This window comes from Pseudomonas sp. LFS074 (assembly GCF_047978165.1).
Classification (GTDB): domain Bacteria; phylum Pseudomonadota; class Gammaproteobacteria; order Pseudomonadales; family Pseudomonadaceae; genus Aquipseudomonas; species Aquipseudomonas putida_P.
On record NZ_JBFPFV010000001.1, the window covers coordinates 1424152 to 1445913 of the forward strand.

The window sequence follows — 21762 nt, forward strand, 5'->3', positions numbered from 1 at the left end:
GCGAAACATTCGAGTTTTGGGGCTGCATAACAGCCCCAGGGCCTTCAGCCTTTATTGCCAACCAGGCTATCCACCGTCGGCACCCGCGTATCGCTCTCCATCTGCGCATCATGCTCCAGCTGATGGCTGAAGCGTTCAAGCGACGCATTGGCCGGTTGCGAATCGCTGGCGAACACCGGTGGGCTCAACAGGTACGCCGACAACAACCGGCTCAGCGCTGCCAGGCTGTCGATATGGGTACGCTCGTACCCATGGGTGGCATCGCAGCCAAACGCCACCAGCGCAGTGCGAATATCGTGCCCCGCCGTCACGGCCGAATGGGCGTCGCTGAAGTAATAGCGGAACAGGTCACGCCGCACGGGCAAGTCGTGGTCGCCGGCCAGTTTCAGCAGGTGCCGGGACAGGTGGTAGTCGTAAGGCCCCGACGAGTCCTGCATGGCCACGCTCACGGCATGCTCGCTGGACGCCTGCCCGGGCGCCACCGGGGCGATGTCGATGCCGACGAACTCGCTGACGTCCCAAGGCAGGGCACCGGCTGCCCCTGAGCCGGTTTCTTCGGTGATGGTGAACAGCGGGTGGCAATCGATCAAAGGTTGCCGGCCGCTTTCCACCACGGCCTTCAATGCTGCCAGCAATGCGGCTACGCCAGCCTTGTCGTCCAGATGGCGGGCGCTGATGTGGCCGCTTTCGGTGAACTCGGGCAAAGGGTCGAAGGCCACGAAGTCACCGATGCTCACGCCCAGTGCCTCGCAGTCGGCGCGGGTGGCGCAGTAGGCGTCCAGGCGTACTTCCACATGATCCCAGCTGATAGGCATCTGGTCGATGGCGGTGTTGAAGGCATGCCCGCTGGCCATCAGCGGCAGAACGCTGCCGCGGAACACCCCGGTATCGGTGAACACGCTGACGCGACTGCCTTCGGCGAAGCGGCTGGACCAGCAACCCACTGGCGCCAGGGCCAGGCGGCCGTTGTCCTGCAGCTGGCGCACACTGGCGCCGATGGTGTCGAGGTGGGCGGACACGGCCCGGTCGGGTGAAGTTTGCCGGCCCTTGAGGGTGGCGCGGATGGTGCCACGGCGGGTCAGCTCGAAGGGGATGCCCAGTTCGTCCAGGCGTTCGGCAACGTAGCGCACGATGGTATCGGTGAACCCGGTGGGGCTGGGGATGGCGAGCATTTCCAGGAGCACACGTTTGAGGTAGTCGAGATCGGGTTCGGGGAGTCGTTCGGACATGTCCAGGCCTCCGGTCGGGTTGATATTCCAGGCTGTGGCGCGGTCTTTGTAGGAGCGGCCTTGTGTCGCGAAAGGGGTGCGAAGCGCCCCCAGGATTTCAGCTTCGCTGCTTAGATTGCTGGGGCCGCTTTGCGGCCCTTTCGCGACACAAGGCCGCTCCTACAAAACGCCGAGCAGTTGTCAGGCCAAAGGTCGGCTATGCGGAAACAGCAAGTCGATAAAGCGCTCGGCCGTTGGCTGCGGTTCATGGTTGGCCAGGCCGGCACGTTCGTTGGCCTCGATGATCACGTACTCCGGCTGCCCGGCGTCACGCACCATGAAGTCCAGCCCCACCACCGGAATTTCCAGCGCCCGAGCAGCGCGCACAGCAGCGTCGGCCAGTACCGGGTGCAGGCGCTCGGTGACGTCTTCCAGGGTGCCGCCGGTGTGCAGATTGGCGGTGCGCCGCACGGCCAGACGCTGGCCGGCAGGCAGCACGTCGTCATAGCCCAAGCCCGCCGCGCGCAAGGTGCGCTCGGTTTCGTCGTCCAGCGGGATGCGGCTTTCGCCACTGGTGGCGGCCTGGCGCCGGCGGCTCTGGGCCTCGATCAACTGGCGCACACTGTGCTTGCCATCGCCCAGCACCTGCGCCGGGTGACGGATGGCGGCGGCCACCACTTCGTAGCCGATCACCACGATGCGCAGGTCGAAGCCGGCATGGAAGCTTTCCAGCAACACGCGGCTGTCGAACTGGCGGGCGTGCGCCACGGCGCGGGTGATGTCGTCGATGCAGGTCAGGTTCACCGCCACGCCCTGGCCTTGCTCACCGTCGACCGGCTTGACCACGACTGCGCCATGCTCGTCGAGAAACGCCAGGTTGTCGTCGGCATTGCCCGCCAGTTGCTGCGCCGGCACCTGCAGCCCAGCGTTGTGCAGGGCGTGCTGGGTCAGGCGCTTGTCTTGGCACAGGGTCATGGTCACGGCACTGGTCAGGTCGCTGAGCGATTCACGGCAGCGAATGCGCCGCCCACCCAGGCTCAGCGTGAACAGGCCGCCAGCGGCGTCATCCACCTGTACTTCGATGCCCCGGCGCAACGCCTCGTCGACGATGATGCGGGCATAGGGGTTAAGGTCGGCTTGCGGCCCGGGCCCGAGGAACAACTGCTCGTTGATGCCATTTTTGCGCTTGACCGCAAAGGTGGGCAGGTTGCGAAAGCCCAGCTTCTGGTACAGGCGCTTGGCCTGGCGGTTGTCGTGCAGCACCGACAGGTCGAGGTAGGCCAGGCCCCGGCTCATGAAGTGCTCGATCAGGTGGCGCACCAGCACCTCACCCACGCCTGGGCGGGTGCAGTGCGGGTCCACGGCCAGGCACCACAGGCTGCTGCCATGCTCAGGGTCATCGAACGCCTTGGCGTGGTTCAGGCCCATGACGCTGCCGATCACAGCGCCGCTGTCTTCGTCTTCGGCCAGCCAGTACACCGGGCCGCCCAGGTGCCGAGGGGTCAGTAGTTCGGCGTCCACCGGCAGCATGCTGCGTGCCTGGTACAGGGTGTTGATCGCCTGCCAGTCGGCGGGGTTCTGCGCCCGGCGCACGCGGAAGCCGCGGAACACCCGCTGCGCCGGGCGGTAGTCGGTGAACCACAGGCGCAAGGTGTCGGACGGGTCCAGGAACAACTGCTGTGGGGCCTGGGCCAGCAATTGCTGGGGCGCGGCCACGTACAGGGCGATATCGCGCTCGCCGGGGCATTCGTCGAGCAAGTCCTCGGCCAGCGAAACCGGGTCGGGGTAGGTGTGGCCGATCAGCAGCCGGCCCCAGCCGCAGTGCACGGCTCGCGGCTGGTCGTGGGGCTGGCTGCCGTCGCCGGCCAGGCGCGCCTGCAGGCGCTCATAGGACGGCGCCTGGCCGCGCAGCAGGCGCTGCCCGTAAGCGATTTCCTGCAGATTGAGTAACCGTGAATGTTTGTACAAATGTTTCAAAGATGTTACTATGAGTGTCCCGGCCAGCATCACTTTATATTTTGTGACGTCTGGCCGGACGTTTTCCCTAGTGTTGGCTGTTTTAGCGACCTGGCCGTACAGGTCAGGTTTTTTTTTACCGCTAAACAACTGAAGCCATTGTAACCTCTGAATGATTCATTGTAAGTTACTCTTAAGTATCATCTTGCCTGTACTATAGTGCAGGTTAAGTCCACGTTAAGTAAAAGAAGCAGCATGGAGCCTGAATGTTTTCTTTTTTCCTTGAAAATCAAACAATAACGGATACGCTTCAGACTTACATACAGAGAAAGTTATCTCCGCTGGGTAGTCCGGATTACGCTTACACTGTTGTGAGCAAAAAAAATCCTTCAAATGTTCTGATTATTTCCAGTTATCCTGACGAATGGATTAGGTTATACCGCGCTAACAACTTTCAGCTGACCGATCCGGTTATTCTCACGGCCTTTAAACGCACCTCGCCGTTTGCCTGGGATGAGAATATTACGCTGATGTCCGACCTGCGGTTCACCAAAATTTTCTCTTTATCCAAGCAATACAACATCGTTAACGGCTTTACCTATGTCCTGCATGACCACATGAACAACCTTGCTCTGTTGTCCGTGATCATTAAAGGCAACGATCAGACTGCGCTGGAGCAACGCCTTGCTGCCGAACAGGGCACGATGCAGATGCTGCTGATTGATTTTAACGAGCAGATGTACCGCCTGGCCGGTACCGAAGGCGAGCGAGCCCCGGCGTTAAATCAGAGCGCGGACAAAACGATATTTTCCTCGCGTGAAAATGAGGTGTTGTACTGGGCGAGTATGGGCAAAACCTATGCTGAGATTGCCGCTATTACGGGCATTTCTGTGAGTACCGTGAAGTTTCACATCAAGAATGTGGTCGTGAAACTGGGCGTCAGTAACGCCCGACAGGCTATCAGACTGGGTGTAGAACTGGATCTTATCAGACCGGCAGCGTCAGCGGCCAGGTAGTGAATGGGCTTTCATCGGTCAGATTCCTTGTTCGCTCAGCCACAGGTTCAGCGCCGCCAGCTGCCACAGCTTGGAGCCGCGCAGCGGTGTCAGCTGGCCATGGGGGTTGCTCAGCAGGCGGTCGAGCATGGCCGGGTTGAACAGCCCACGGTCCTGGCTGGGGTCGGTCAGCAGCTCACGCACCCAGCCCAGGGTGGCACCTTCCAGGTGTTTCAGGCCCGGCACCGGGAAGTAGCCCTTTTTGCGGTCGATTACCTCGTGCGGGATCACCCGCCGTGCTGCCTGCTTGAGCACCTGCTTGCCGCCGTCGGGCAGCTTGAAGCGCGCCGGGATGCGTGCCGACAGTTCCACCAGGCGGTAGTCGAGGAATGGCGTGCGTGCTTCGAGGCCCCAGGCCATGGTCATGTTGTCCACCCGTTTGACCGGGTCGTCGACCAGCATCACCGTGCTGTCCAGGCGCAAGGCCTTGTCCACCGCGTCCCGTGCGCCGGGGCGGGCGAAGTGCTCGCGCACGAAGTCACCGGCGGCGTCGGTTTCCAACAGCCAAGGGGCCTGTACGGTATCGCGGTACTCGGCATGGCTGCGGTCGAAGAAGGCGTCGCGGTAGGCGGCAAAGGCATCCTCGGCGCCGGCCACCTGCGGGTACCAGTGGTAACCGGCGAACAGTTCGTCCGCGCCCTGGCCGCTCTGCACGCCTTTGCAGTGCTTGGCCACTTCCCGCGACAGCAGGTAGAAGGCGATGCAGTCGTGGCTGACCATCGGCTCGCTCATGGCGCGGAACGCGGCCGGCAACTGGTCGATGATTTCGTGTTCGGCAATGCGCAGTTGGTGATGGCGGGTGCCGTAGTGCTTGGCGATCAGGTCGGAATACTGGAACTCGTCGCCGCGCTCGCCGCCGGCGTCCTCGAAGCCGATGGAGAAGGTCGACAGGTCGTCCACGCCCACTTCGCGCAACAGGCCCACCAGCAGGCTGGAATCGACCCCGCCGGACAGCAACACACCCACGTCGACGGCAGCCCGTTGGCGAATGGCCACGGCGTCACGGGTGGCGTCGAGCACGCGGGTGGTCCAGCCTTCCAGGTCGAGATCGCGCTCGTCCGGGTTGGCGCCGTATTGCAGTTGCCACCAGGTCTGGCGCTCTACTTCGCCATGCCGGTCAATGCGCATCCAGGTGCCGGGTTCCAGCTTTTGCACGTTGGCCAGCAGGGTGCGCGGTGCTGGCACCACGGCGTGGAAGTTCAGGTAGTGGTTGAGCGCCACCGGGTCGAGCATCGGGTCGATGTCGCCGCCCTTGAGCAGCGCCGGCAGGGTAGAGGCAAAGCGCAGGCGCTCGCCGTTGCGCGACAGGTACAAGGGCTTCACGCCGAGGCGGTCGCGGGCCAGGAACAGGCGCTGGTTATCGCGCTCCCAGATGGCCAGGGCAAACATGCCGTTGAGCTTGGGCAGCAGTGCCGCGCCCCAGGCGTGGTAGCCCTTGAGCAGCACCTCGGTATCGCCGTCGGACCAGAAGCTGTAGCCCAGGTCTTGCAGTTCCTGGCGCAGTTCGGGGAAGTTGTAGATGGCACCGTTGAAAGCCAGTGACAAGCCCAGGGTGTTGTCGACCATCGGCTGCGCCGAGCCATCGGACAAGTCCATGATTTTCAGGCGCCGGTGGCCAAGGGCAATCGGGCCTTGGCTATGGAAGCCCCACGCATCCGGGCCGCGTGGCGCCAGGTGATGGGTGATGCGCTCTACCGCAGCCAGGTCGGCTGGGCGAGGGGCTTGGTCGATAGGGGTGAAACGCAACTCTCCTGCTAATCCGCACATAAGTCCTTACCGGTTTTTCCGTTGGGGAGGTGGTGCCCCGGATTAGGGCACCTTCAGGAACTGACCTGTGTACTTTGCGAGAGTTTTAGAACAATCTGTTATATGACGTTGAGTCCTGGGGGCGCACTACGCCCCGAGAGCTATCACTTGCCCCGAATCAACCTACGCAAGGCGAACCGGTTCGGATGACAAGCTTCTGCCACCGCGCGGGGCAACGGCAACGGTTCCCCGCACACCCAGGCCGCCACCAGCTCGCCACTCAACGGCGCTGTGATCAACCCGCGCGAGCCATGCCCACTGTTCACGTACAACCCGCCCAGCCATGGGCAGGCCACATCCGGCACCTGCCGCGCATCCCGGCCCAGCACCGCATAGGCCTCGGCAAACGCCTGGCTGTCGGCCAGCGGCCCGACGATTGGCAGGTAATCCGGGCTGGTGCAACGGAACGCTGCACGCCCCTGCAACTGTTCAGCGTCCAGTTCAGCCACGCCCAGCCGCTGCGCCAGGTCGACGGAAATCTCGTCCAGCAGCGCCAGGTTGCCCTGGTGTTCGGCCACCGTCGGCGCAAGGTCTTCGCTGTGGAAATCAAAACTCGCGCCCAGGGTATGTTCATCCCCGCGCGGTGGTGCCACATAGCCTTCCGCGCACACCACGGTACGCAGCGCCCGGCTGCTGGCGGTGGCCGGCAAGCGGGTGATCTGCCCACGGATGCGCTTGAGCGGCAACTGCGCGCAAGGCTCGAAACGGCGCACATCGGCAGCGCCGGCCAGGACCACCACCGGTGCGCTGGCCAGCAGGCGATCGCCAGCCCAGGCTTGCCAGTGTTGACCAATGTTGCGCAGCTCGATGACGTCCTGGTGGGTCAGCAGGCGAATACCTGGGTGCTGCAACTGCTGCTGGCACAGCGCCGGCGGGTGCACCCAACCCCCTTCGGGGTAGAACAACCCACCGGCTGGCAAGGCCACCCCGGCGATGGCTTCGGCCTCGGCGCGCTCCAGCGCGTGCAGCAAGTCGTGGTCGAAGGCGGCGGCCAGTTTGCCCTGGCGTTCGGCCTCCTTGGCGTCGAAGGCCAACTGCAGCACGCCGCAGGCATCCCAGTCCTGGCCACGTTGCAAGCGCTGGAGCTGGCGCCGCGTGTAGCCGAACCCGGACAGAATCATCTGCGACAGCGCGGTGCCATGGGCAGACAGCTTGAGGTACAACACCCCTTGCGGGTTGCCCGAAGCTTCCTGGGCCGGGGCTTCGTGGCGCTCCAGCACAGTGACCTGCCAGCCACGCCGGGCCAGGCTGGCAGCGGTTGTGCTGCCGGCGAGCCCGGCACCGATCACCAGCGCTTCGCGCGGCCCTTGTGCAACCGCTGGGCGTGCGTACCAGGGGGCTTTGGGGCCGGGGACGGGGCCGACGTAGGCGCCGCTCATCACCTCCCACTTCTTGCCGATGCCTGGCACCTTCTTCATGGCGAAGCCAGCTTCGACCAGGCTGCGGCGTACCCAGCCGGTGGTGGTGAACGTGCCCAGCACTGTGCCCGGGTGCGATAGCCGCGCCAGCTGCGCGAACAGCTCTGGGGTCCACATGTCGGGGTTCTTGGCAGGGGCGAAGCCATCGAGGAACCACACATCGATCTGTGCATCGAGTTGCGGCAGCTGTTCCAGCACATCGCCGATCAACAGCGTGAGGGTGACCCGGCCATTGGCGAAGGTGAACTGCTGAAAACCTGGGTGTACCGCCACGTATTGCTCCAGCAGCGGCTCGGTATAGGCAGCTAGCTCAGGCCACAGGCTTACGGCGCGGGCCATGTCAGCGTGGCCAAGGGGGTACTTTTCGACGCTGACGAAGTGCAGGCGCGCGTCGCGGTGAGCGTGCTGGTCGAACAGCTGCCAGGCGCAGAAAAAATTCATCCCGGTGCCAAAACCGGTTTCGCCGATCACCCCGCAGGTATGCGGCGCCAGGTTGGCAAAGCGCTCGGCCAGGCGGGTCTGGCCGAGGAACACGTGCTTGGTTTCTTCAATGCCTTCGTTGACCGCGAAATAGACGTCGTCGTATTGCCGCGAGTGGGGGCGGCCCTGGTCGTCCCAGTCGATCTGGGCGTGCTGGAGGAGGGTGGACATGGTTGGCTCGGTTGCAGCGGATGGCGAGATTTTATGTCATCCGGGTCAGCTGTGGGAGCGCGTTCATTCTCGAACAGGCCAGTACAGGCAGAAATGAAATCCGCTAGTCTTGGTTATCCATTGAAGGAGCCAGTGCATGTTCGAATCTGCCGAAATCGGCCACAGCATCGACAAGGAGGCTTACGACGCCGAGGTGCCCGCTTTGCGCGAGGCCCTGCTCGAAGCCCAGTACGAACTCAAGCAGCAGGCGCGTTTCCCGGTGATCGTGCTGATCAACGGCATCGAAGGCGCCGGCAAGGGTGAGACGGTAAAACTGCTCAACGAGTGGATGGACCCGCGCATGATCGATGTGCTCACGTTCGACCAGCAGACCGACGAGGAACTGGCCCGGCCACCCGCCTGGCGTTACTGGCGGGCCTTGCCACCGAAGGGGCGGATGGGCGTGTTCTTCGGCAACTGGTACAGCCAGATGCTGCAGGGGCGGGTGCATGGGGTGTTCAAGGACGCCGTGCTCGATCAGGCCATCATGGGCGCCGAGCGCCTGGAGCAGATGCTGTGTGACGAAGGTGCGCTGATCATCAAGTTCTGGTTCCACCTGTCCAAGAAGCAGATGAAGGCACGGCTGAAATCGCTCAAGGACGACCCGCTGCACAGCTGGAAGATCAGCCCGCTGGACTGGCAGCAGTCAGAAACCTACGACCGGTTCGTGCGCTTTGGCGAGCGCGTGCTGCGCCGCACCAGCCGCGACTATGCCCCGTGGCATATCGTCGAAGGGGTCGACCCGAATTATCGCAGCCTGGCGGTGGGGCGCATCCTGCTGGAAAGCCTGCAAGCCGCCCTGGCCAACAACCCCAAGGGCAAGCACCAGGGCAACGTGGCCCCGCTTGGCCGCAGCATCGACGACCGCAGCCTGCTTGGCGCCCTGGACATGACCTTGCGCCTGGACAAGGCCGACTACCAGGAACAGCTGGTCACCGAACAGGCCCGCCTGGCAGGCCTGCTGCGTGACAAGCATATGCGCCGGCATGCGCTGGTGGCGGTGTTCGAAGGCAACGACGCCGCCGGCAAGGGCGGTGCCATCCGCCGCGTGGCGGCTGCGCTGGACCCGCGCCAGTACCGCATCGTGCCGATTGCCGCACCCACCGAAGAAGAGCGCGCCCAGCCGTACCTTTGGCGGTTCTGGCGGCATATACCGGCGCGTGGCAAGTTCACCATCTTCGACCGTTCCTGGTATGGCCGGGTGCTGGTGGAGCGGGTGGAAGGCTTTTGCAGCCCGGCCGACTGGATGCGCGCGTACAGCGAGATCAACGACTTTGAAGAGCAGTTGGTGAACGCCGGCGTGGTGGTGGTCAAGTTCTGGCTGGCGATTGACCAGCAAACCCAGCTGGAGCGCTTCGAAGAGCGCGAGCAGATCCCATTCAAACGCTACAAGATCACCGAGGAGGACTGGCGCAACCGTGACAAGTGGGGCGAGTACACCCAGGCAGTGGGCGACATGGTCGACCGCACCAGCAGCGAGATTGCACCGTGGACGCTGGTGGAGGCCAATGACAAGCGCTGGGCGCGGGTGAAGGTGTTGCGCACCATCAACCAGGCGCTGGAAGCGGCGTTTGCCAAGGACAAGAAATAATCGAAGTTCCTGGTTGCCTGTTCTGGCCTCTTCGCGTGTTTACCCGCGAAGAGGCCAGAACAGGCATCACATTTACCAAGCCATGCCGCCGAAGAATGACCTGATGAATTCTTTTCTCGGCACGCTTTCCCGCCACGGCCCTCCAAGTCCGTAGAATCCAATCACCCCCACCACGGGTTTGATCGAGGATTTTATGCACACCACTTCCGGCCGCTGGGGCTATGGGCTGTTCCTGGCGCTTCTGACGGCGCTGCTCTGGGGTATCTTGCCGATCAAGCTCAAGCAGGTGCTGCAAGTGGTCGACCCGATCACCGTCACCTGGTATCGCTTGTCGGTCTCCGGCGGCCTGCTGTTCGCCTGGCTGGCGGCTCAGCGGCGCTTGCCGTCCGTGCGCAAACTTACGCCCAAGGGCAAAGGCCTGGTGGTGCTGGCCGTGCTTGGCTTGATGGGTAACTACGTGCTGTACCTGATCGGTCTCAAGCTGCTCAGCCCCGGCACCGCGCAACTGGTGGTGCAAATCGGCCCGGTGCTGTTACTGGTGGCCAGCGTATTCGTGTTCCGCGAGCGCTTCAGCCTGGGGCAGGGCGTGGGCCTGCTGATTCTGCTGGCGGGTTTTGGGCTGTTTTTCAACCAGCGCCTGGAAGAACTGCTGACGTCGCTGGGCACCTACACCACCGGGGTGCTGACTATCCTGCTGGCCACCAGCATCTGGGTGTTCTACGCCCTGAGCCAGAAGCAATTGCTGACCGTATGGCATTCGCAACAGGTAATGATGGTGATCTACCTCAGTTGCGCCGCGCTGCTCACGCCTTGGGTGCACCCGCTGGAAGCGCTGCAACTGACCCCAGTGCAAGGTTGGCTGCTGCTGGCCTGTTGCCTGAATACCCTGGTGGCCTATGGCGCGTTTGCCGAAGCGCTGGCGCACTGGGAGGCGTCGCGAGTGAGTGCCACCCTGGCGCTGACGCCGCTGGTGACCTTTGTCGCGGTGGCGCTGGCGGCGGTGATTTGGCCAGCGTACGTACATGCCGAGGACATCAATGCCCTGGGCTATGTGGGAGCGGTAACCGTGGTGTTCGGCTCGGCGGTGGTGGCGCTGGGGCCATCGCTGGTGGCCGGGTGGCGGGCCCGCAAAGCGCGATTGGCCCAGGTTCATTAAGCCTACGCGCTCCCACAATGCCCGGGTAATGAGCGGCTGGCCGAGTTAGCCATGCCCCCCTGGGGCCAGCATGTTCTCTGGCCGCACCCACTGGTCGAACTGCTCATTGGTCAGATACTTCAACTCCAATGCCGCCTCCCTCAAGGTCTTGCCTTCGCTGTAAGCCTTCTTGGCAATTTCCGCTGCCTTGTCATAGCCAATGTGCGGGTTGAGCGCGGTCACCAGCATCAACCCGCGTTCCAGGTGCGCAGCCATCTGCTGGGCATCCGGTTCGATACCCGCCACGCAATGCAGCTGGAAATTGCGGCAACCATCGGCCAGCAATTCGACCGATTGCAGCAGGTTATGAATGATTACCGGCTTGAATACGTTCAACTGCAAATGCCCCTGGCTGGCGGCAAAACCAATCGCCGCGTCATTGCCCAGCACCTGGCAGGCCAGCATCGACAGTGCCTCGCACTGGGTCGGGTTGACCTTGCCCGGCATGATCGAACTGCCCGGCTCGTTGGCCGGCAGGCGCACCTCGGCCAGTCCCGCGCGCGGGCCAGAGCCCAGCAGGCGCAGGTCGTTGGCGATTTTCATCAGGGCTACAGCCAGGGTCTTCAGGGCCCCGGCCAGGCTGGTCAGCGGTTCGTGGCCAGCGAGGGCGGCAAACTTGTTGGGCGCGGTGACGAATGGCAGCCCGGACTCCGCCGCCAACTCGGCAGCGATGGCTTCGGCAAAACCATGCGGGGCGTTGAGCCCGGTACCCACGGCGGTACCGCCCTGGGCCAGTTCACACACCGCCGGCAGGGTGGCGCGGATGGCGCGCTGGGCGTAGTCGAGTTGCGCGACGAAGGCCGAAACCTCCTGGCCGAAGGTGATCGGTGTGGCGTCCATCATGTGCGTGCGGCCGGTTTTCACCAGCTTGTTGTGGCGCGCCGACAACTCGGCCAGCCCTGACGACAGCTCGGCGATCGCTGGCAGCAGCTGTTCATGCACTGCCTGCGCAGCAGCAATGTGCATGGCCGTGGGGAAGCAGTCGTTGGAGCTTTGCGAGCGGTTGACGTGGTCGTTGGGGTGTACTGGCGCCTTGCCGCCACGGCCTTTGCCGGCCAGCTCGTTGGCGCGCCCGGCAATAACCTCGTTGACGTTCATGTTGCTCTGGGTGCCGCTGCCCGTTTGCCAGACGACGAGCGGGAACTGGTCATCGTGCTTGCCATCCAGCACTTCATCGGCGGCCTGTTCGATCAACCGGGCGATGTCGGCCGGCAAGTCGCCATTGCGGTCGTTGACGCGCGCCGCGGCCTTCTTGATCAGTGCCAGGGCGTGCAGCACCGCGAGGGGCATGCGTTCCTTGCCAATGGCGAAGTTGATCAGCGAACGCTGGGTCTGCGCACCCCAGTAGGCGTCCTCCGGAACTTCGACCGGGCCCAGGCTGTCTGTCTCGATACGGCTCATTCTGTACTCACTCCTGTGTAGTTCGAAATCGCAGTTTAGGCCCTGATTCGACCGAGCGGTTCCGTCGCTCGTCGTGCCACTTGAGCACATCGCCACCACGGCGCAGAATGCTCTACTCTGAGGTACCCGCCTCCGTCTCTTTGAAGGAAATGCAATGACCCGTCTCCGTGTCCTTTGTGCCGCCGTTGCCCTGGTTTGCGCCAGCGGCCAGGTACTCGCTGCCACCGCCAGCCACAACGCTGCTGCCGAGAAATTCCTGACCCTGGCCAACGCCGACAAGCTGGGCACCCCGGTGTACATGCAAGTACAGCAAATGTTCGCCCAGCGTTTCGCCCAGACCAAGGCCCCGGCCGCCAAACAGCCGGTACTGGAAAGCTACCAGGCCAAGGCCAACGCGGCACTGGACAACGCCATCGGCTGGAACAAGCTGAAGCCGAAGATGGTCGACCTGTACACCCAGACCTTCACCGAGCAGGAGCTCAAGGACCTGGTCAAGTTCTATGAATCGCCACTGGGCAAGAAAGTGCTGCGTGAAATGCCCAAGGTTACCCAGCAGTCGGCGCAGCTGACCCAACAGAGCCTGGAACCAGCAGTGCCGGTGGTGAACAAGCTGCTGGAAGACATGACCAAGGAACTGGACCCGAACGCAGGCAAGGCCGCCGCCCCTGCGAAGAAGTGAGTACGCCGCAATGACCATGCAACAGCGTATCGAACAGCAGCTGGCCACGCTGGCGCCGCAACACCTGCAAGTGCTCAACGAAAGCCACATGCACAGTCGTGGTCAGGAGACCCACTACAAAGCAGTGATCGTCAGCGAGCAGTTTGCCGGGTTGAACAGCGTCAAGCGCCACCAGAAGGTCTATGCCACCATGGGTGAGCTGATGGGTGAGATCCACGCCCTGGCTATCCACACCTACACCGCCGAAGAGTGGGCCAAGGTCGGCGTTGCACCGGCCTCGCCGGTGTGTGCGGGCGGCGGGCACTGAAACCTTTTTGTCGTTCTGGTAGAATTCGCAACGCGCCGCTTGTCGGCGCGTTTTTATTTGTCAATCCGGTCCGCCCCTTACGAGGGCAACCACCTGGAGAATCTGCTTCATGTCCCAAGCCATCGTCGTCGCGGCGCTGTACAAGTTCGTCACCCTGGAAGACTACATCGAGCTGCGCGAGCCGCTGCTGCAAGCCATGCTCGACAACAACGTCAAAGGCACCCTGCTGCTGGCCCACGAGGGCATCAACGGCACCGTGTCGGCCACCCGCGAAGGCATCGACGGCCTGCTGGCCTGGCTGCGCAACGATCCGCGCCTGGTCGATGTCGACCATAAAGAGTCGTACTGCGACGAACAGCCCTTCTACCGCACCAAGGTCAAGCTCAAGAAAGAAATCGTCACCCTCGGCGTGCCGGGCGTAGACCCCAACCAGGCAGTCGGCACCTATGTCGAGCCCAAGGACTGGAACGCCTTGATCAGCGACCCGGAAGTGCTGCTGATCGACACCCGTAACGACTACGAAGTGGCCATCGGTACTTTCAAGGGCGCCATCGACCCGAAGACCGAAACCTTCCGTGAATTCCCGGAGTACATCAAGGCCAACTTCGACCCGAGCAAGCACAAGAAAGTGGCCATGTTCTGCACCGGTGGCATCCGCTGTGAAAAAGCCTCCAGCTACATGCTCGGTGAAGGCTTTGATGCGGTCTATCATCTTAAGGGCGGCATCCTGAAATACTTCGAGGAAGTGCCTCAGGAAGAAAGCCTGTGGGACGGCGACTGCTTCGTCTTCGACAACCGCGTCACGGTGCGCCATGACCTGAGCGAAGGCGAGTACGACCAGTGCCACGCCTGCCGCCACCCGATCAATGCACAGGAGCGTGCGTCCGAGCACTATTCGCCAGGTGTCAGCTGCCCGCATTGCTGGGACACCCTGAGCGAAAAGACCCGGCGCAGTGCCATCGACCGGCAGAAGCAGATCGAGCTGGCCAAGGCCCGCAACCTGCCGCACCCGATCGGTTACAACTACAAAGCCGAGGCCTGATGCATGTCTGCACGCCTGATCTATGTGATGGACCCGATGTGCTCCTGGTGCTGGGGTTTCGCGCCAGTGGCCGCGGCCCTGATCGCCCAGGCGCGTGAGGCAGGCGTTGCCACCCGTCTGGTGCCGGGTGGGCTGCGTACCGGCGGCAGCGCCTTGGACAGCTCCACCCGCAAGTACATCCTCGAACACTGGCAGGCGGTGGCTGAGGCTACCGGCCAGCCGTTCCGCTTCGAGGGTGCCATGCCCGACGGCTTCGTCTACGACACCGAGCCGGCCTGCCGTGCTCTGGTCACAGCCCGTGAGCTGGACGCCGAGCGCGTCTGGCCGCTGCTGGCGCTGATCCAGCGTGCGTTCTACGAGCAAGGCATGGATGTGACCACCGCGCCACAGCTGGTCGAGCTGGCTGAACAGGCCGGCTTCGACCGTGCCGTGTTCGCCGAAACCTTCGCCCGTGCCGACACCCGTGCTGCCACAGCGGCCGACTTCGCCTGGGCGCAGGACCTGGGTATCGCCGGCTTCCCGACCCTGTTGGCCGAGCGCAACGGCCAACTGGCCTTGCTGACCAACGGCTATCAGCCGCTGGAGCGCCTGCAACCCTTGCTCGGCCGTTGGCTGCAGCAGGCTGCCTGTGCTTGATGTGCCTGGGTCACCCGACCCGGTGCCGGGCAAGCCATACAGTGCGGCCGATCGACTGAGCTGGGCGGAAATCCGCCGCCTGGCCCTGCATCACAAGAAAAACCTCTGGTCTGCCAACCTCATCGCTGTGCTGGCGGCATGCTGCAGTGTGCCCATTCCGCTGCTGCTGCCGTTGCTGGTGGATGAGGTGCTGCTCGGCCATGGTGATGCCGCGTTGAAGTGGATGAACCACCTGCTGCCGTCCAGCTGGCAGGTGGCCGCCGGCTACATTGGCCTGATGCTGGCACTCACCCTGTGCCTGCGCCTGGCTGCGCTGGCGTTCAACGTGATTCAGGCCAAGCTGTTCGCCGGCTTGGCCAAGGATATCGTCTACCGCCTGCGCATTCGCCTGATCGAGCGGCTCAAGCGTATTTCGCTGAAGGAATACGAAAGCCTGGGCAGCGGCACGGTGACCACCCACCTGGTCACCGACCTGGACACCCTCGACAAGTTCGTCGGCGAAACCCTCAGCCGCTTCCTGGTGGCCATGCTGACCCTGACCGGCACGGCAGCCATCCTGATCTGGATGCACTGGCAACTGGCCTTGCTGATCTTGCTGTTCAACCCGCTGGTGATCTACTTCACCGTGCAGTTGGGCAAGCGGGTAAAACACCTGAAAAAGCTCGAAAACGACAGCACCGCGCGCTTTACCCAGGCACTGGCGGAAACCCTCGATGCCATCCAGGAAATCCGCGCGGGCAACCGCCAGGGCTATTTCCTTGGCCGGTTGGGCTTGCGTGCCCGTGAGGTGCGCGACTACGCCGTGGACTCTCAATGGAAAAGCGACGCCAGTGGCCGTGCCAGTGGCCTGCTGTTCCAGTTCGGCATCGACATCTTCCGCGCCGCGGCGATGCTTACCGTGTTGTTTTCAGACTTGTCGATCGGCCAGATGCTGGCGGTGTTCAGCTACCTGTGGTTCATGATCGGCCCGGTGGAGCAACTGCTCAACCTGCAATATGCCTATTACGCCGCCGGTGGTGCGCTGAGCCGCCTCAACGAGCTACTGGCGCGTGACGACGAGCCGCAGTACCCCGCCGCCAGCGACCCGTTCGCCGGTCGCCAGACCGTGGGTATCGAAGTGCGCGACCTGCGCTTTGCCTATGCCGACGAGCCGGTGCTGGAGCATCTCGACCTGTCGATTGCCCCAGGCGAGAAGGTGGCGATTGTCGGTGCCAGCGGCGGCGGCAAGAGCACCCTGGTGCAACTGCTGTTGGGCCTTTACAGCGCCCAGGCCGGAACCATCCGCTTCGGCGGGGCCAGCTTGCAGGAAATCGGCCTTGAAACCCTGCGCGAGAACGTCGCGGTGGTGTTGCAGCACCCGTCACTGTTCAACGACAGCGTGCGTGCCAACCTGACCATGGGCCGTGATTGCAGTGACGATGCCTGCTGGCAGGCGCTGCACATTGCTCAACTGGATGCCACCATCGCTGCCTTGCCCCAGGGCCTGGACAGTGTGCTGGGGCGTTCTGGGGTGCGCTTGTCTGGCGGCCAGCGGCAGCGCCTGGCGATTGCCCGCATGGTGCTGGCCGAGCCCAAGGTGGTTATCCTCGACGAGGCCACATCGGCCCTGGATGCCGCCACCGAGTACAACCTGCATCAGGCCCTGGCGCGCTTCCTCAGCGGCCGCACCACGCTGATCATCGCCCACCGGCTTTCGGCGGTGAAGCAGGCTGATCGAGTACTGGTGTTCGATAGTGGGCATGTGGCTGAAGATGGCGACCACCAGCAGCTGATTGCCGAAGGCGGGTTGTATGCCAAGCTGTATGGGCACCTGCAGCAGAGCTGAATTTCAGGATGTACAAATCCCCCGATTCCCTGTCATAAAAATCCCCTCCACAACGATGGCAAATGGCCTACGCTGTGCTTGTCTGGGTTGATTTGCGCCTTATCTGCTCTGTGACAGGGACTCCATGAAGGGACATCGCACTCTAGAAGCGCCAAAGTTGCTCGGTATCACCTGGCCCTTCATCGCCGTTGTGGTCCTCCAGGTGGCGTTGGGCAGCCTCAGCCTTTATACGCTCTCGGCCGTGCGCGCGTATGTCGCGGGCGAAAGCCTGTGGTCCAAGGCGCAGAAAGACGCCATCTACTACCTCAACCTGTACGCTGAAACACGCGACGACAGCACCTACCAGCGTTATCGCCAGGCCATTACCGTACCTCAGGGCGACCATCAGTTGCGCGAGGTGCTCGACCGTCCCAACCCTGATCTGGAGGCCGCGCGCCAGGCAGTGCTGCAAGGGGGCAACCACCCTGACGATGTCGAGCGGATCATCTGGTTCTACCGCAATTTCCGCAACGTCAGCTACATGCAGACGGCCATCGACTACTGGGATGTCGGCGACGATTACCTGGCCAAGCTGGATGTGCTGGCTGGCGAGATGCGCCAGCGCTTGAGCAGTGGCCCGGTTGATGCCGGCACGGTCAGCGACTGGAAGGCGCGTATCGTCACCATCAACGAAGGGGTCACGCCTGCGGCCAAAGCGTTCAGAGATGCCTTGGGCGAAGGCTCGCGCATGTTGCTGCGGGTGCTGCTGATCACTAACCTGCTGACGGCAATGGTGCTGATTACCATTGCCTGGCGCCGATCCAGCAAGCTGCTGGCTCAGCGCCAGGCATTTGCCAGCGCCCTGCAGGAAGAAAAAGAGCGGGCGCAGATCACGTTGCAAGCCATCGGTGATGCGGTGATCACCACCGATGTGGAGGGCAGTATCGGCTACATGAACCCGGCCGCCGAGCAATTGACTCACTGGCAAGCCAGCCAGGCGCTGGGCCTGCCGCTGTCGGCAATGTTCAGCCTGGTTGACGAACAGGCCGAGGAGGAGGGTCGCAGCCTGGTCGAGCAGGTGCTCAGTGGCAGTCTCAAGGGCGGCGCGGAACACGCCAGGTTGATTCAGCGGCTGGACGGCAGCACCGTGTCAATCAACCTGGTCGGTTCGCCTATCGTCAGTGACGGCCAGGTCAGCGGTATCGTACTGGTGCTGCACGACATGACCCAGGAGCGGCAGTACATCGCCAACCTGTCCTGGCAGGCCACCCACGATGCGCTGACTGGGCTGGCCAACCGCCGCGAGTTCGAATACCGCCTGGAGCAGGCGCTCAACGGCCTGGCGCGCCAGGCCGGGCGGCACTCGCTGATGTTCCTCGACCTCGACCAGTTCAAGCTGGTCAACGACACTTGCGGCCATGCGGCTGGCGATGAGCTGTTGCGGCACATTTGCGCCGTACTGCAGTCCGGCCTGCGCGAAGGCGATACCTTGGCGCGGCTGGGTGGCGACGAATTTGGCGTGTTGCTGGAAAACTGCCCGCCCGATCAGGCCGAGCGCATCGCCGAGCAATTGCGCCAGATGGTGCAGAGCCTGCACTTCGTGTGGAAAGGGCGGCCGTTCGTCACCACGGTCAGCATCGGGCTGGTGCACATGGCCCAGGCCCCGGGCACGCTGGAGGCTTCGCTGCGCGCTGCCGACATGGCGTGCTACATGGCCAAGGAGAAGGGGCGCAACCGTGTGCAGGTGTACCATGCCGATGACAGCGAACTGTCCATGCGCTTCGGCGAAATGGCCTGGATCCAGCGCTTGCATGTGGCTTTGGAAGAAAACCGCTTCTGCCTGTATGCCCAGGAAATCGCCCCGCTGAAAAGCTTCGAAGGCCCGGGGCACATCGAGATTCTGCTGCGCCTGCACGACGAAAGCGGCCGTACCATCCTGCCCAGCAGCTTTATCCCGGCGGCCGAACGCTACGGCCTGATGACCGCGCTTGACCGTTGGGTGGTGCGCAATGTGTTTCTGGTCATACGCCAGTGCCTGGACGAAGGGCGCGAAGGGCCGTTGTCGATCTGTGCGATCAACCTGTCGGGGTCGAGCATCGGCGACGACAAGTTTCTCGAATACCTGCAGCGGTTGTTCGTCGAGTACGCCATCCCGCCGCGAATGATCTGCTTTGAAATTACCGAAACCAGTGCCATCGCCAACCTGGGCAGCGCCATCCGTTTCATCAACGAGTTGAAGGGGCTGGGTTGCCGCTTTTCGCTCGATGATTTCTGCGCTGGCATGTCCTCGTTCGCCTATCTCAAGCATTTGCCCGTGGATTACCTGAAGATTGACGGCAGTTTCGTCAAGGACATGCTCGACGACCCGGTCAACCGGGCCATGGTCGAGGTCATCAACCATATCGGCCATGTGATGGGTAAGCGCACCATTGCCGAGTTCGTCGAAACACCCTTGATCGAGCAGGCCTTGCAGGAAATTGGCGTGGATTACGCCCAGGGCTACCTGATCGAACGCCCCCAGGTGTTCACCTGTGACAGTCTGCAGCGCCAACGGATCGCCGCCCGGCCTCTGTTGCAGCGGGCACCTGGCACGTTTCGCTAGCTAGAAATCACAAGGATCAAGGAGCTGAAAGTGATTGATGCATTCGTACGTATCGGGCCTTTGATGGACCCCGCCAGTTACCCCCAATGGGCCCAGCAACTGATTGAAGACTGCCGCGAGAGCAAGCGTCGGGTGGTGGAGCATGAGTTCTATGCGCGTCTGCGCGATGGCCAGCTGAAACAATCGACCATCCGCCAGTACTTGATCGGTGGCTGGCCGGTGGTGGAGCAGTTTTCGCTGTACATGGCGCATAACCTGACCAAGACCCGCTACGGCCGGCACCAGGGCGAGGACATGGCCCGGCGTTGGCTGATGCGCAACATTCGCGTCGAGTTGAACCATGCCGACTACTGGGTGAACTGGTGCCAGGCGCACGGCGTGCACCTGCACGAATTGCAGGCGCAGGAAGTGCCGCCCGAGCTGAACGGCCTGAACGACTGGTGCTGGCGGGTGTGTGCCACCGAGAACCTGGCCATTTCCATGGCGGCGACCAACTATGCCATCGAAGGCGCGACCGGCGAGTGGTCGGCGGTGGTGTGCTCGACCGATACTTACGCGCAAGGCTTCCCGGAAGACCAGCGCAAGCGGGCGATGAAGTGGCTGAAGATGCACGCCCAGTATGACGATGCGCACCCGTGGGAGGCGCTGGAGATCATCTGTACCTTGGCCGGTGAGAACCCGACGCTGGGGCTGCGTACCGAGTTGCGCAGGGCGATTTGCAAGAGTTACGACTGCATGTACCTGTTCCTGGAACGGTGCATGCAGCTGGAAGGGCGCCAGCAGGGGCGTATGCGCCCGGCGTTGGCGGCGGGTTAGGGCCTTGGGGCCGCTGCGCGGCCCATCGCGACGCAAGGCCGCTCCTACAAGAGATCGCGTACCCTTGTAGGAGCGGCCTTGCGTCGCGATGGGCTGCACAGCAGCCCCGGCAGTCTCAAGCCTTACTGGGCGTTGAGCGCTTGCCCGTTGACTGCTTTGCTGTCCGGCCCCATCAGGTACAGATACACCGGCATGATCTCTTCCGGCAGCGGGTTGTTCTGCGGGTTCTCGCTGGGGTAAGCCTGAGCCCGCATCGCCGTACGCGTGGCGCCCGGGTTGATGCTGTTGGAGCGCACCGGCGCCACGCCTTCCAGTTCGTCGGCCAGGGTCTGCATCAGGCCCTCGGTGGCGAACTTCGACACGCCGTAGGCGCCCCAGTAAGCCCGGCCCTTGCGCCCGACGCTGCTGCTGGTGAACACCACCGAGGCGTCTTCCGACAGCTTCAGCAGTGGCAGCAAGGTGCTGGTGAGCATGAAGGTGGCATCGACGTTGATGTGCATCACACGCATGAAGTTGTCGCCCGACAGCTGCTCCAGCGGCGTGCGCGGGCCGATGATCGAGGCATTGTTCAGCAGGCCGTCGAGGCGGCCGAACTGGTCTTCGATCATGACCGCCAGCTCGTCGTACTGGTGGGGCAGGGCGGTTTCCAGGTTGAACGGGATGACCACCGGCTGTGGGTGCCCGGCGGCTTCGATCTGGTCGTAGACCTCGTTCAGGTTGGCCTCGGTCTTGCCCAGCAGCAGCACGGTGGCACCCAGTGCGGCATAGGCCTTGGCAGCAGCAGCACCAATGCCACGGCCGGCGCCGGTCACCAGAATGACCCGGCCTTGCAGCAGGTCGGGGCGGGCGGTGTAGTCGAACATTGTGTATTCCCTGTCTCTAGTTCAGCAGCCGCACAGCGCGCTGTCGATCACTTTGCGCAGCTCCAGCGGGTGGTCCACCACCACGTCGGCGCCCCAGTTGTTCGGGTTGTCCTCTGGATGAATATAGCCGTAGCGCACCGCCGCCGTGCGGGTGCCAGCGTCGCGGCCAGACTCGATGTCGCGCAGGTCGTCGCCGACGAACAGCACGCTGGCCGGGTCCAGGTTCAAGGTTTTGCAGGCCAGGATCAGCGGTTCGGGGTCGGGTTTGCTGTTTTTCACGTGGTCCGGGCAGATCAGCAGTGCCGAGCGTTCGGCCAGGCCCAGTTGCTGCATGATCGGCTCGGCGAAGCGTACCGGCTTGTTGGTGACCACGCCCCACAGCAGGTTGCCTTTTTCGATGTCGGCCAGCAGCTCGGCCATGCCATCGAACAGTTTGCTGTGTACCGCGCAGTCGCGTTGGTAGCGCTCGAGGAACTCCAGGCGCAGGGCCTCGAAGCCTTCGGTTTCCGGGTCCATGGCAAACGTGGCGGCAACCATGGCGCGCGCGCCGCCAGAGATCACGCCGCGGATCAGGTTGTCGTCAACGGCCGGCAGGCCGCGCTCGGCGAGCATGGCCTGGCAAATGGCGATGAAGTCCGGCGCCGTGTCGAGCAAGGTGCCGTCCATGTCGAAGAGTACTGCTCGCAAACGCAT

The 21762-nt window shown here is 63.1% G+C and carries 17 protein-coding genes; 10 read left to right on the plus strand and 7 right to left on the minus strand.

Annotated elements, in window-relative coordinates; all coding sequences use genetic code 11:
• Positions 1 to 44: 44 nt before the first annotated feature.
• Entirely contained in the window at positions 45 to 1229 is a 1185-nt protein-coding gene (locus tag ACNQP3_RS06600; RefSeq protein ID WP_012271019.1) for an osmoprotectant NAGGN system M42 family peptidase, read from the minus strand.
• Between the two features lie 180 nt (positions 1230 to 1409).
• On the minus strand, positions 1410 to 3149 hold the full coding sequence (gene ngg, locus ACNQP3_RS06605; protein ID WP_416470122.1) for an N-acetylglutaminylglutamine synthetase: 1740 nt from the start codon (positions 3147 to 3149) through the stop codon (positions 1410 to 1412).
• 281 nt (positions 3150 to 3430) lie between these two features.
• Here ngg and ACNQP3_RS06610 point away from each other — a divergent pair, with 281 nt between their 5' ends.
• The gene (locus ACNQP3_RS06610; protein ID WP_006119203.1) at positions 3431 to 4180 is read left to right on the plus strand and encodes a helix-turn-helix transcriptional regulator; all 750 of its coding nucleotides are present in this window, start codon (positions 3431 to 3433) and stop codon (positions 4178 to 4180) included.
• A gap of 18 nt (positions 4181 to 4198) precedes the next feature.
• Here ACNQP3_RS06610 and ACNQP3_RS06615 read toward each other — a convergent pair whose 3' ends face one another.
• A complete protein-coding gene (locus tag ACNQP3_RS06615) occupies positions 4199 to 5986 on the minus strand; it encodes an N-acetylglutaminylglutamine amidotransferase (RefSeq protein ID WP_012271021.1) in 1788 nt (595 codons plus the stop codon).
• A gap of 143 nt (positions 5987 to 6129) precedes the next feature.
• Positions 6130 to 8094 (minus strand): bifunctional tRNA (5-methylaminomethyl-2-thiouridine)(34)-methyltransferase MnmD/FAD-dependent 5-carboxymethylaminomethyl-2-thiouridine(34) oxidoreductase MnmC, encoded by a 1965-nt coding sequence (gene mnmC / locus ACNQP3_RS06620; protein WP_012271022.1) that lies wholly within the window; start codon positions 8092 to 8094, stop codon positions 6130 to 6132.
• A 136-nt stretch (positions 8095 to 8230) separates the two neighbouring features.
• Between mnmC and pap the strand changes: the two genes are divergently transcribed.
• Positions 8231 to 9724 carry a polyphosphate:AMP phosphotransferase gene (gene pap, locus ACNQP3_RS06625; RefSeq protein ID WP_012271023.1) on the plus strand — a complete coding sequence of 498 codons (1494 nt, stop codon included), beginning with the start codon at positions 8231 to 8233 and terminating at the stop codon, positions 9722 to 9724.
• 193 nt (positions 9725 to 9917) lie between these two features.
• Positions 9918 to 10880, plus strand: a complete 963-nt coding sequence (locus ACNQP3_RS06630; protein WP_012271024.1) for a DMT family transporter — start codon at positions 9918 to 9920, stop codon at positions 10878 to 10880.
• A 45-nt stretch (positions 10881 to 10925) separates the two neighbouring features.
• Here ACNQP3_RS06630 and ACNQP3_RS06635 read toward each other — a convergent pair whose 3' ends face one another.
• Entirely contained in the window at positions 10926 to 12320 is a 1395-nt protein-coding gene (locus ACNQP3_RS06635) for a class II fumarate hydratase (RefSeq protein WP_012271025.1), read from the minus strand.
• A gap of 154 nt (positions 12321 to 12474) precedes the next feature.
• Here ACNQP3_RS06635 and ACNQP3_RS06640 point away from each other — a divergent pair, with 154 nt between their 5' ends.
• From ACNQP3_RS06640 to ACNQP3_RS06670, 7 genes are all read left to right on the plus strand, one after another.
• Entirely contained in the window at positions 12475 to 12999 is a 525-nt protein-coding gene (locus ACNQP3_RS06640) for a DUF2059 domain-containing protein (RefSeq protein WP_003252642.1), read from the plus strand.
• Between the two features lie 10 nt (positions 13000 to 13009).
• Positions 13010 to 13306 carry a BolA family protein gene (locus ACNQP3_RS06645; protein ID WP_012271026.1) on the plus strand — a complete coding sequence of 99 codons (297 nt, stop codon included), beginning with the start codon at positions 13010 to 13012 and terminating at the stop codon, positions 13304 to 13306.
• Between the two features lie 109 nt (positions 13307 to 13415).
• Complete coding sequence (locus ACNQP3_RS06650; RefSeq protein ID WP_012271027.1) at positions 13416 to 14348, plus strand: rhodanese-related sulfurtransferase; 933 nt, start codon at positions 13416 to 13418, stop codon at positions 14346 to 14348.
• Positions 14349 to 14351: 3 nt separating this feature from the next.
• Positions 14352 to 14984, plus strand: a complete 633-nt coding sequence (locus ACNQP3_RS06655; protein WP_012271028.1) for a DsbA family protein — start codon at positions 14352 to 14354, stop codon at positions 14982 to 14984.
• Entirely contained in the window at positions 14977 to 16809 is a 1833-nt protein-coding gene (locus tag ACNQP3_RS06660) for an ABC transporter ATP-binding protein (protein WP_012271029.1), read from the plus strand. The genes ACNQP3_RS06655 and ACNQP3_RS06660 overlap by 8 nt, the downstream gene beginning before the upstream one ends.
• 124 nt (positions 16810 to 16933) lie before the next feature.
• Positions 16934 to 19390, plus strand: coding sequence for an EAL domain-containing protein (locus ACNQP3_RS06665; RefSeq protein WP_264316879.1), 2457 nt, complete (start codon positions 16934 to 16936; stop codon positions 19388 to 19390).
• 30 nt (positions 19391 to 19420) lie between these two features.
• Entirely contained in the window at positions 19421 to 20206 is a 786-nt protein-coding gene (locus tag ACNQP3_RS06670; protein ID WP_012271031.1) for a TenA family transcriptional regulator, read from the plus strand.
• 122 nt (positions 20207 to 20328) lie between these two features.
• Here ACNQP3_RS06670 and ACNQP3_RS06675 read toward each other — a convergent pair whose 3' ends face one another.
• Together ACNQP3_RS06675 and mupP are read right to left on the minus strand one after the other, a co-directional pair.
• Positions 20329 to 21069, minus strand: a complete 741-nt coding sequence (locus tag ACNQP3_RS06675; RefSeq protein WP_012271032.1) for a YciK family oxidoreductase — start codon at positions 21067 to 21069, stop codon at positions 20329 to 20331.
• A 21-nt stretch (positions 21070 to 21090) separates the two neighbouring features.
• Positions 21091 to 21762 (minus strand): N-acetylmuramic acid 6-phosphate phosphatase MupP, encoded by a 672-nt coding sequence (gene mupP, locus ACNQP3_RS06680; protein WP_012271033.1) that lies wholly within the window; start codon positions 21760 to 21762, stop codon positions 21091 to 21093.

What these genes read in the sequence shown, in the direction of transcription:
- ACNQP3_RS06600 (WP_012271019.1), bottom strand. Translation starts at nt 1,229, where the DNA reads ATGTCCGAACGACTCCCCGAACCCGATCTCGACTACCTCAAACGTGTG.
- ACNQP3_RS06610 (WP_006119203.1), top strand. Translation starts at nt 3,431, where the DNA reads ATGTTTTCTTTTTTCCTTGAAAATCAAACAATAACGGATACGCTTCAG.
- ACNQP3_RS06615 (WP_012271021.1), bottom strand. Translation starts at nt 5,986, where the DNA reads ATGTGCGGATTAGCAGGAGAGTTGCGTTTCACCCCTATCGACCAAGCC.
- mnmC (WP_012271022.1), bottom strand. Translation starts at nt 8,094, where the DNA reads ATGTCCACCCTCCTCCAGCACGCCCAGATCGACTGGGACGACCAGGGC.
- pap (WP_012271023.1), top strand. Translation starts at nt 8,231, where the DNA reads ATGTTCGAATCTGCCGAAATCGGCCACAGCATCGACAAGGAGGCTTAC.
- ACNQP3_RS06630 (WP_012271024.1), top strand. Translation starts at nt 9,918, where the DNA reads ATGCACACCACTTCCGGCCGCTGGGGCTATGGGCTGTTCCTGGCGCTT.
- ACNQP3_RS06635 (WP_012271025.1), bottom strand. Translation starts at nt 12,320, where the DNA reads ATGAGCCGTATCGAGACAGACAGCCTGGGCCCGGTCGAAGTTCCGGAG.
- ACNQP3_RS06640 (WP_003252642.1), top strand. Translation starts at nt 12,475, where the DNA reads ATGACCCGTCTCCGTGTCCTTTGTGCCGCCGTTGCCCTGGTTTGCGCC.
- ACNQP3_RS06645 (WP_012271026.1), top strand. Translation starts at nt 13,010, where the DNA reads ATGACCATGCAACAGCGTATCGAACAGCAGCTGGCCACGCTGGCGCCG.
- ACNQP3_RS06650 (WP_012271027.1), top strand. Translation starts at nt 13,416, where the DNA reads ATGTCCCAAGCCATCGTCGTCGCGGCGCTGTACAAGTTCGTCACCCTG.
- ACNQP3_RS06655 (WP_012271028.1), top strand. Translation starts at nt 14,352, where the DNA reads ATGTCTGCACGCCTGATCTATGTGATGGACCCGATGTGCTCCTGGTGC.
- ACNQP3_RS06665 (WP_264316879.1), top strand. Translation starts at nt 16,934, where the DNA reads ATGAAGGGACATCGCACTCTAGAAGCGCCAAAGTTGCTCGGTATCACC.
- ACNQP3_RS06675 (WP_012271032.1), bottom strand. Translation starts at nt 21,069, where the DNA reads ATGTTCGACTACACCGCCCGCCCCGACCTGCTGCAAGGCCGGGTCATT.
- mupP (WP_012271033.1), bottom strand. Translation starts at nt 21,762, where the DNA reads ATGCGTTTGCGAGCAGTACTCTTCGACATGGACGGCACCTTGCTCGAC.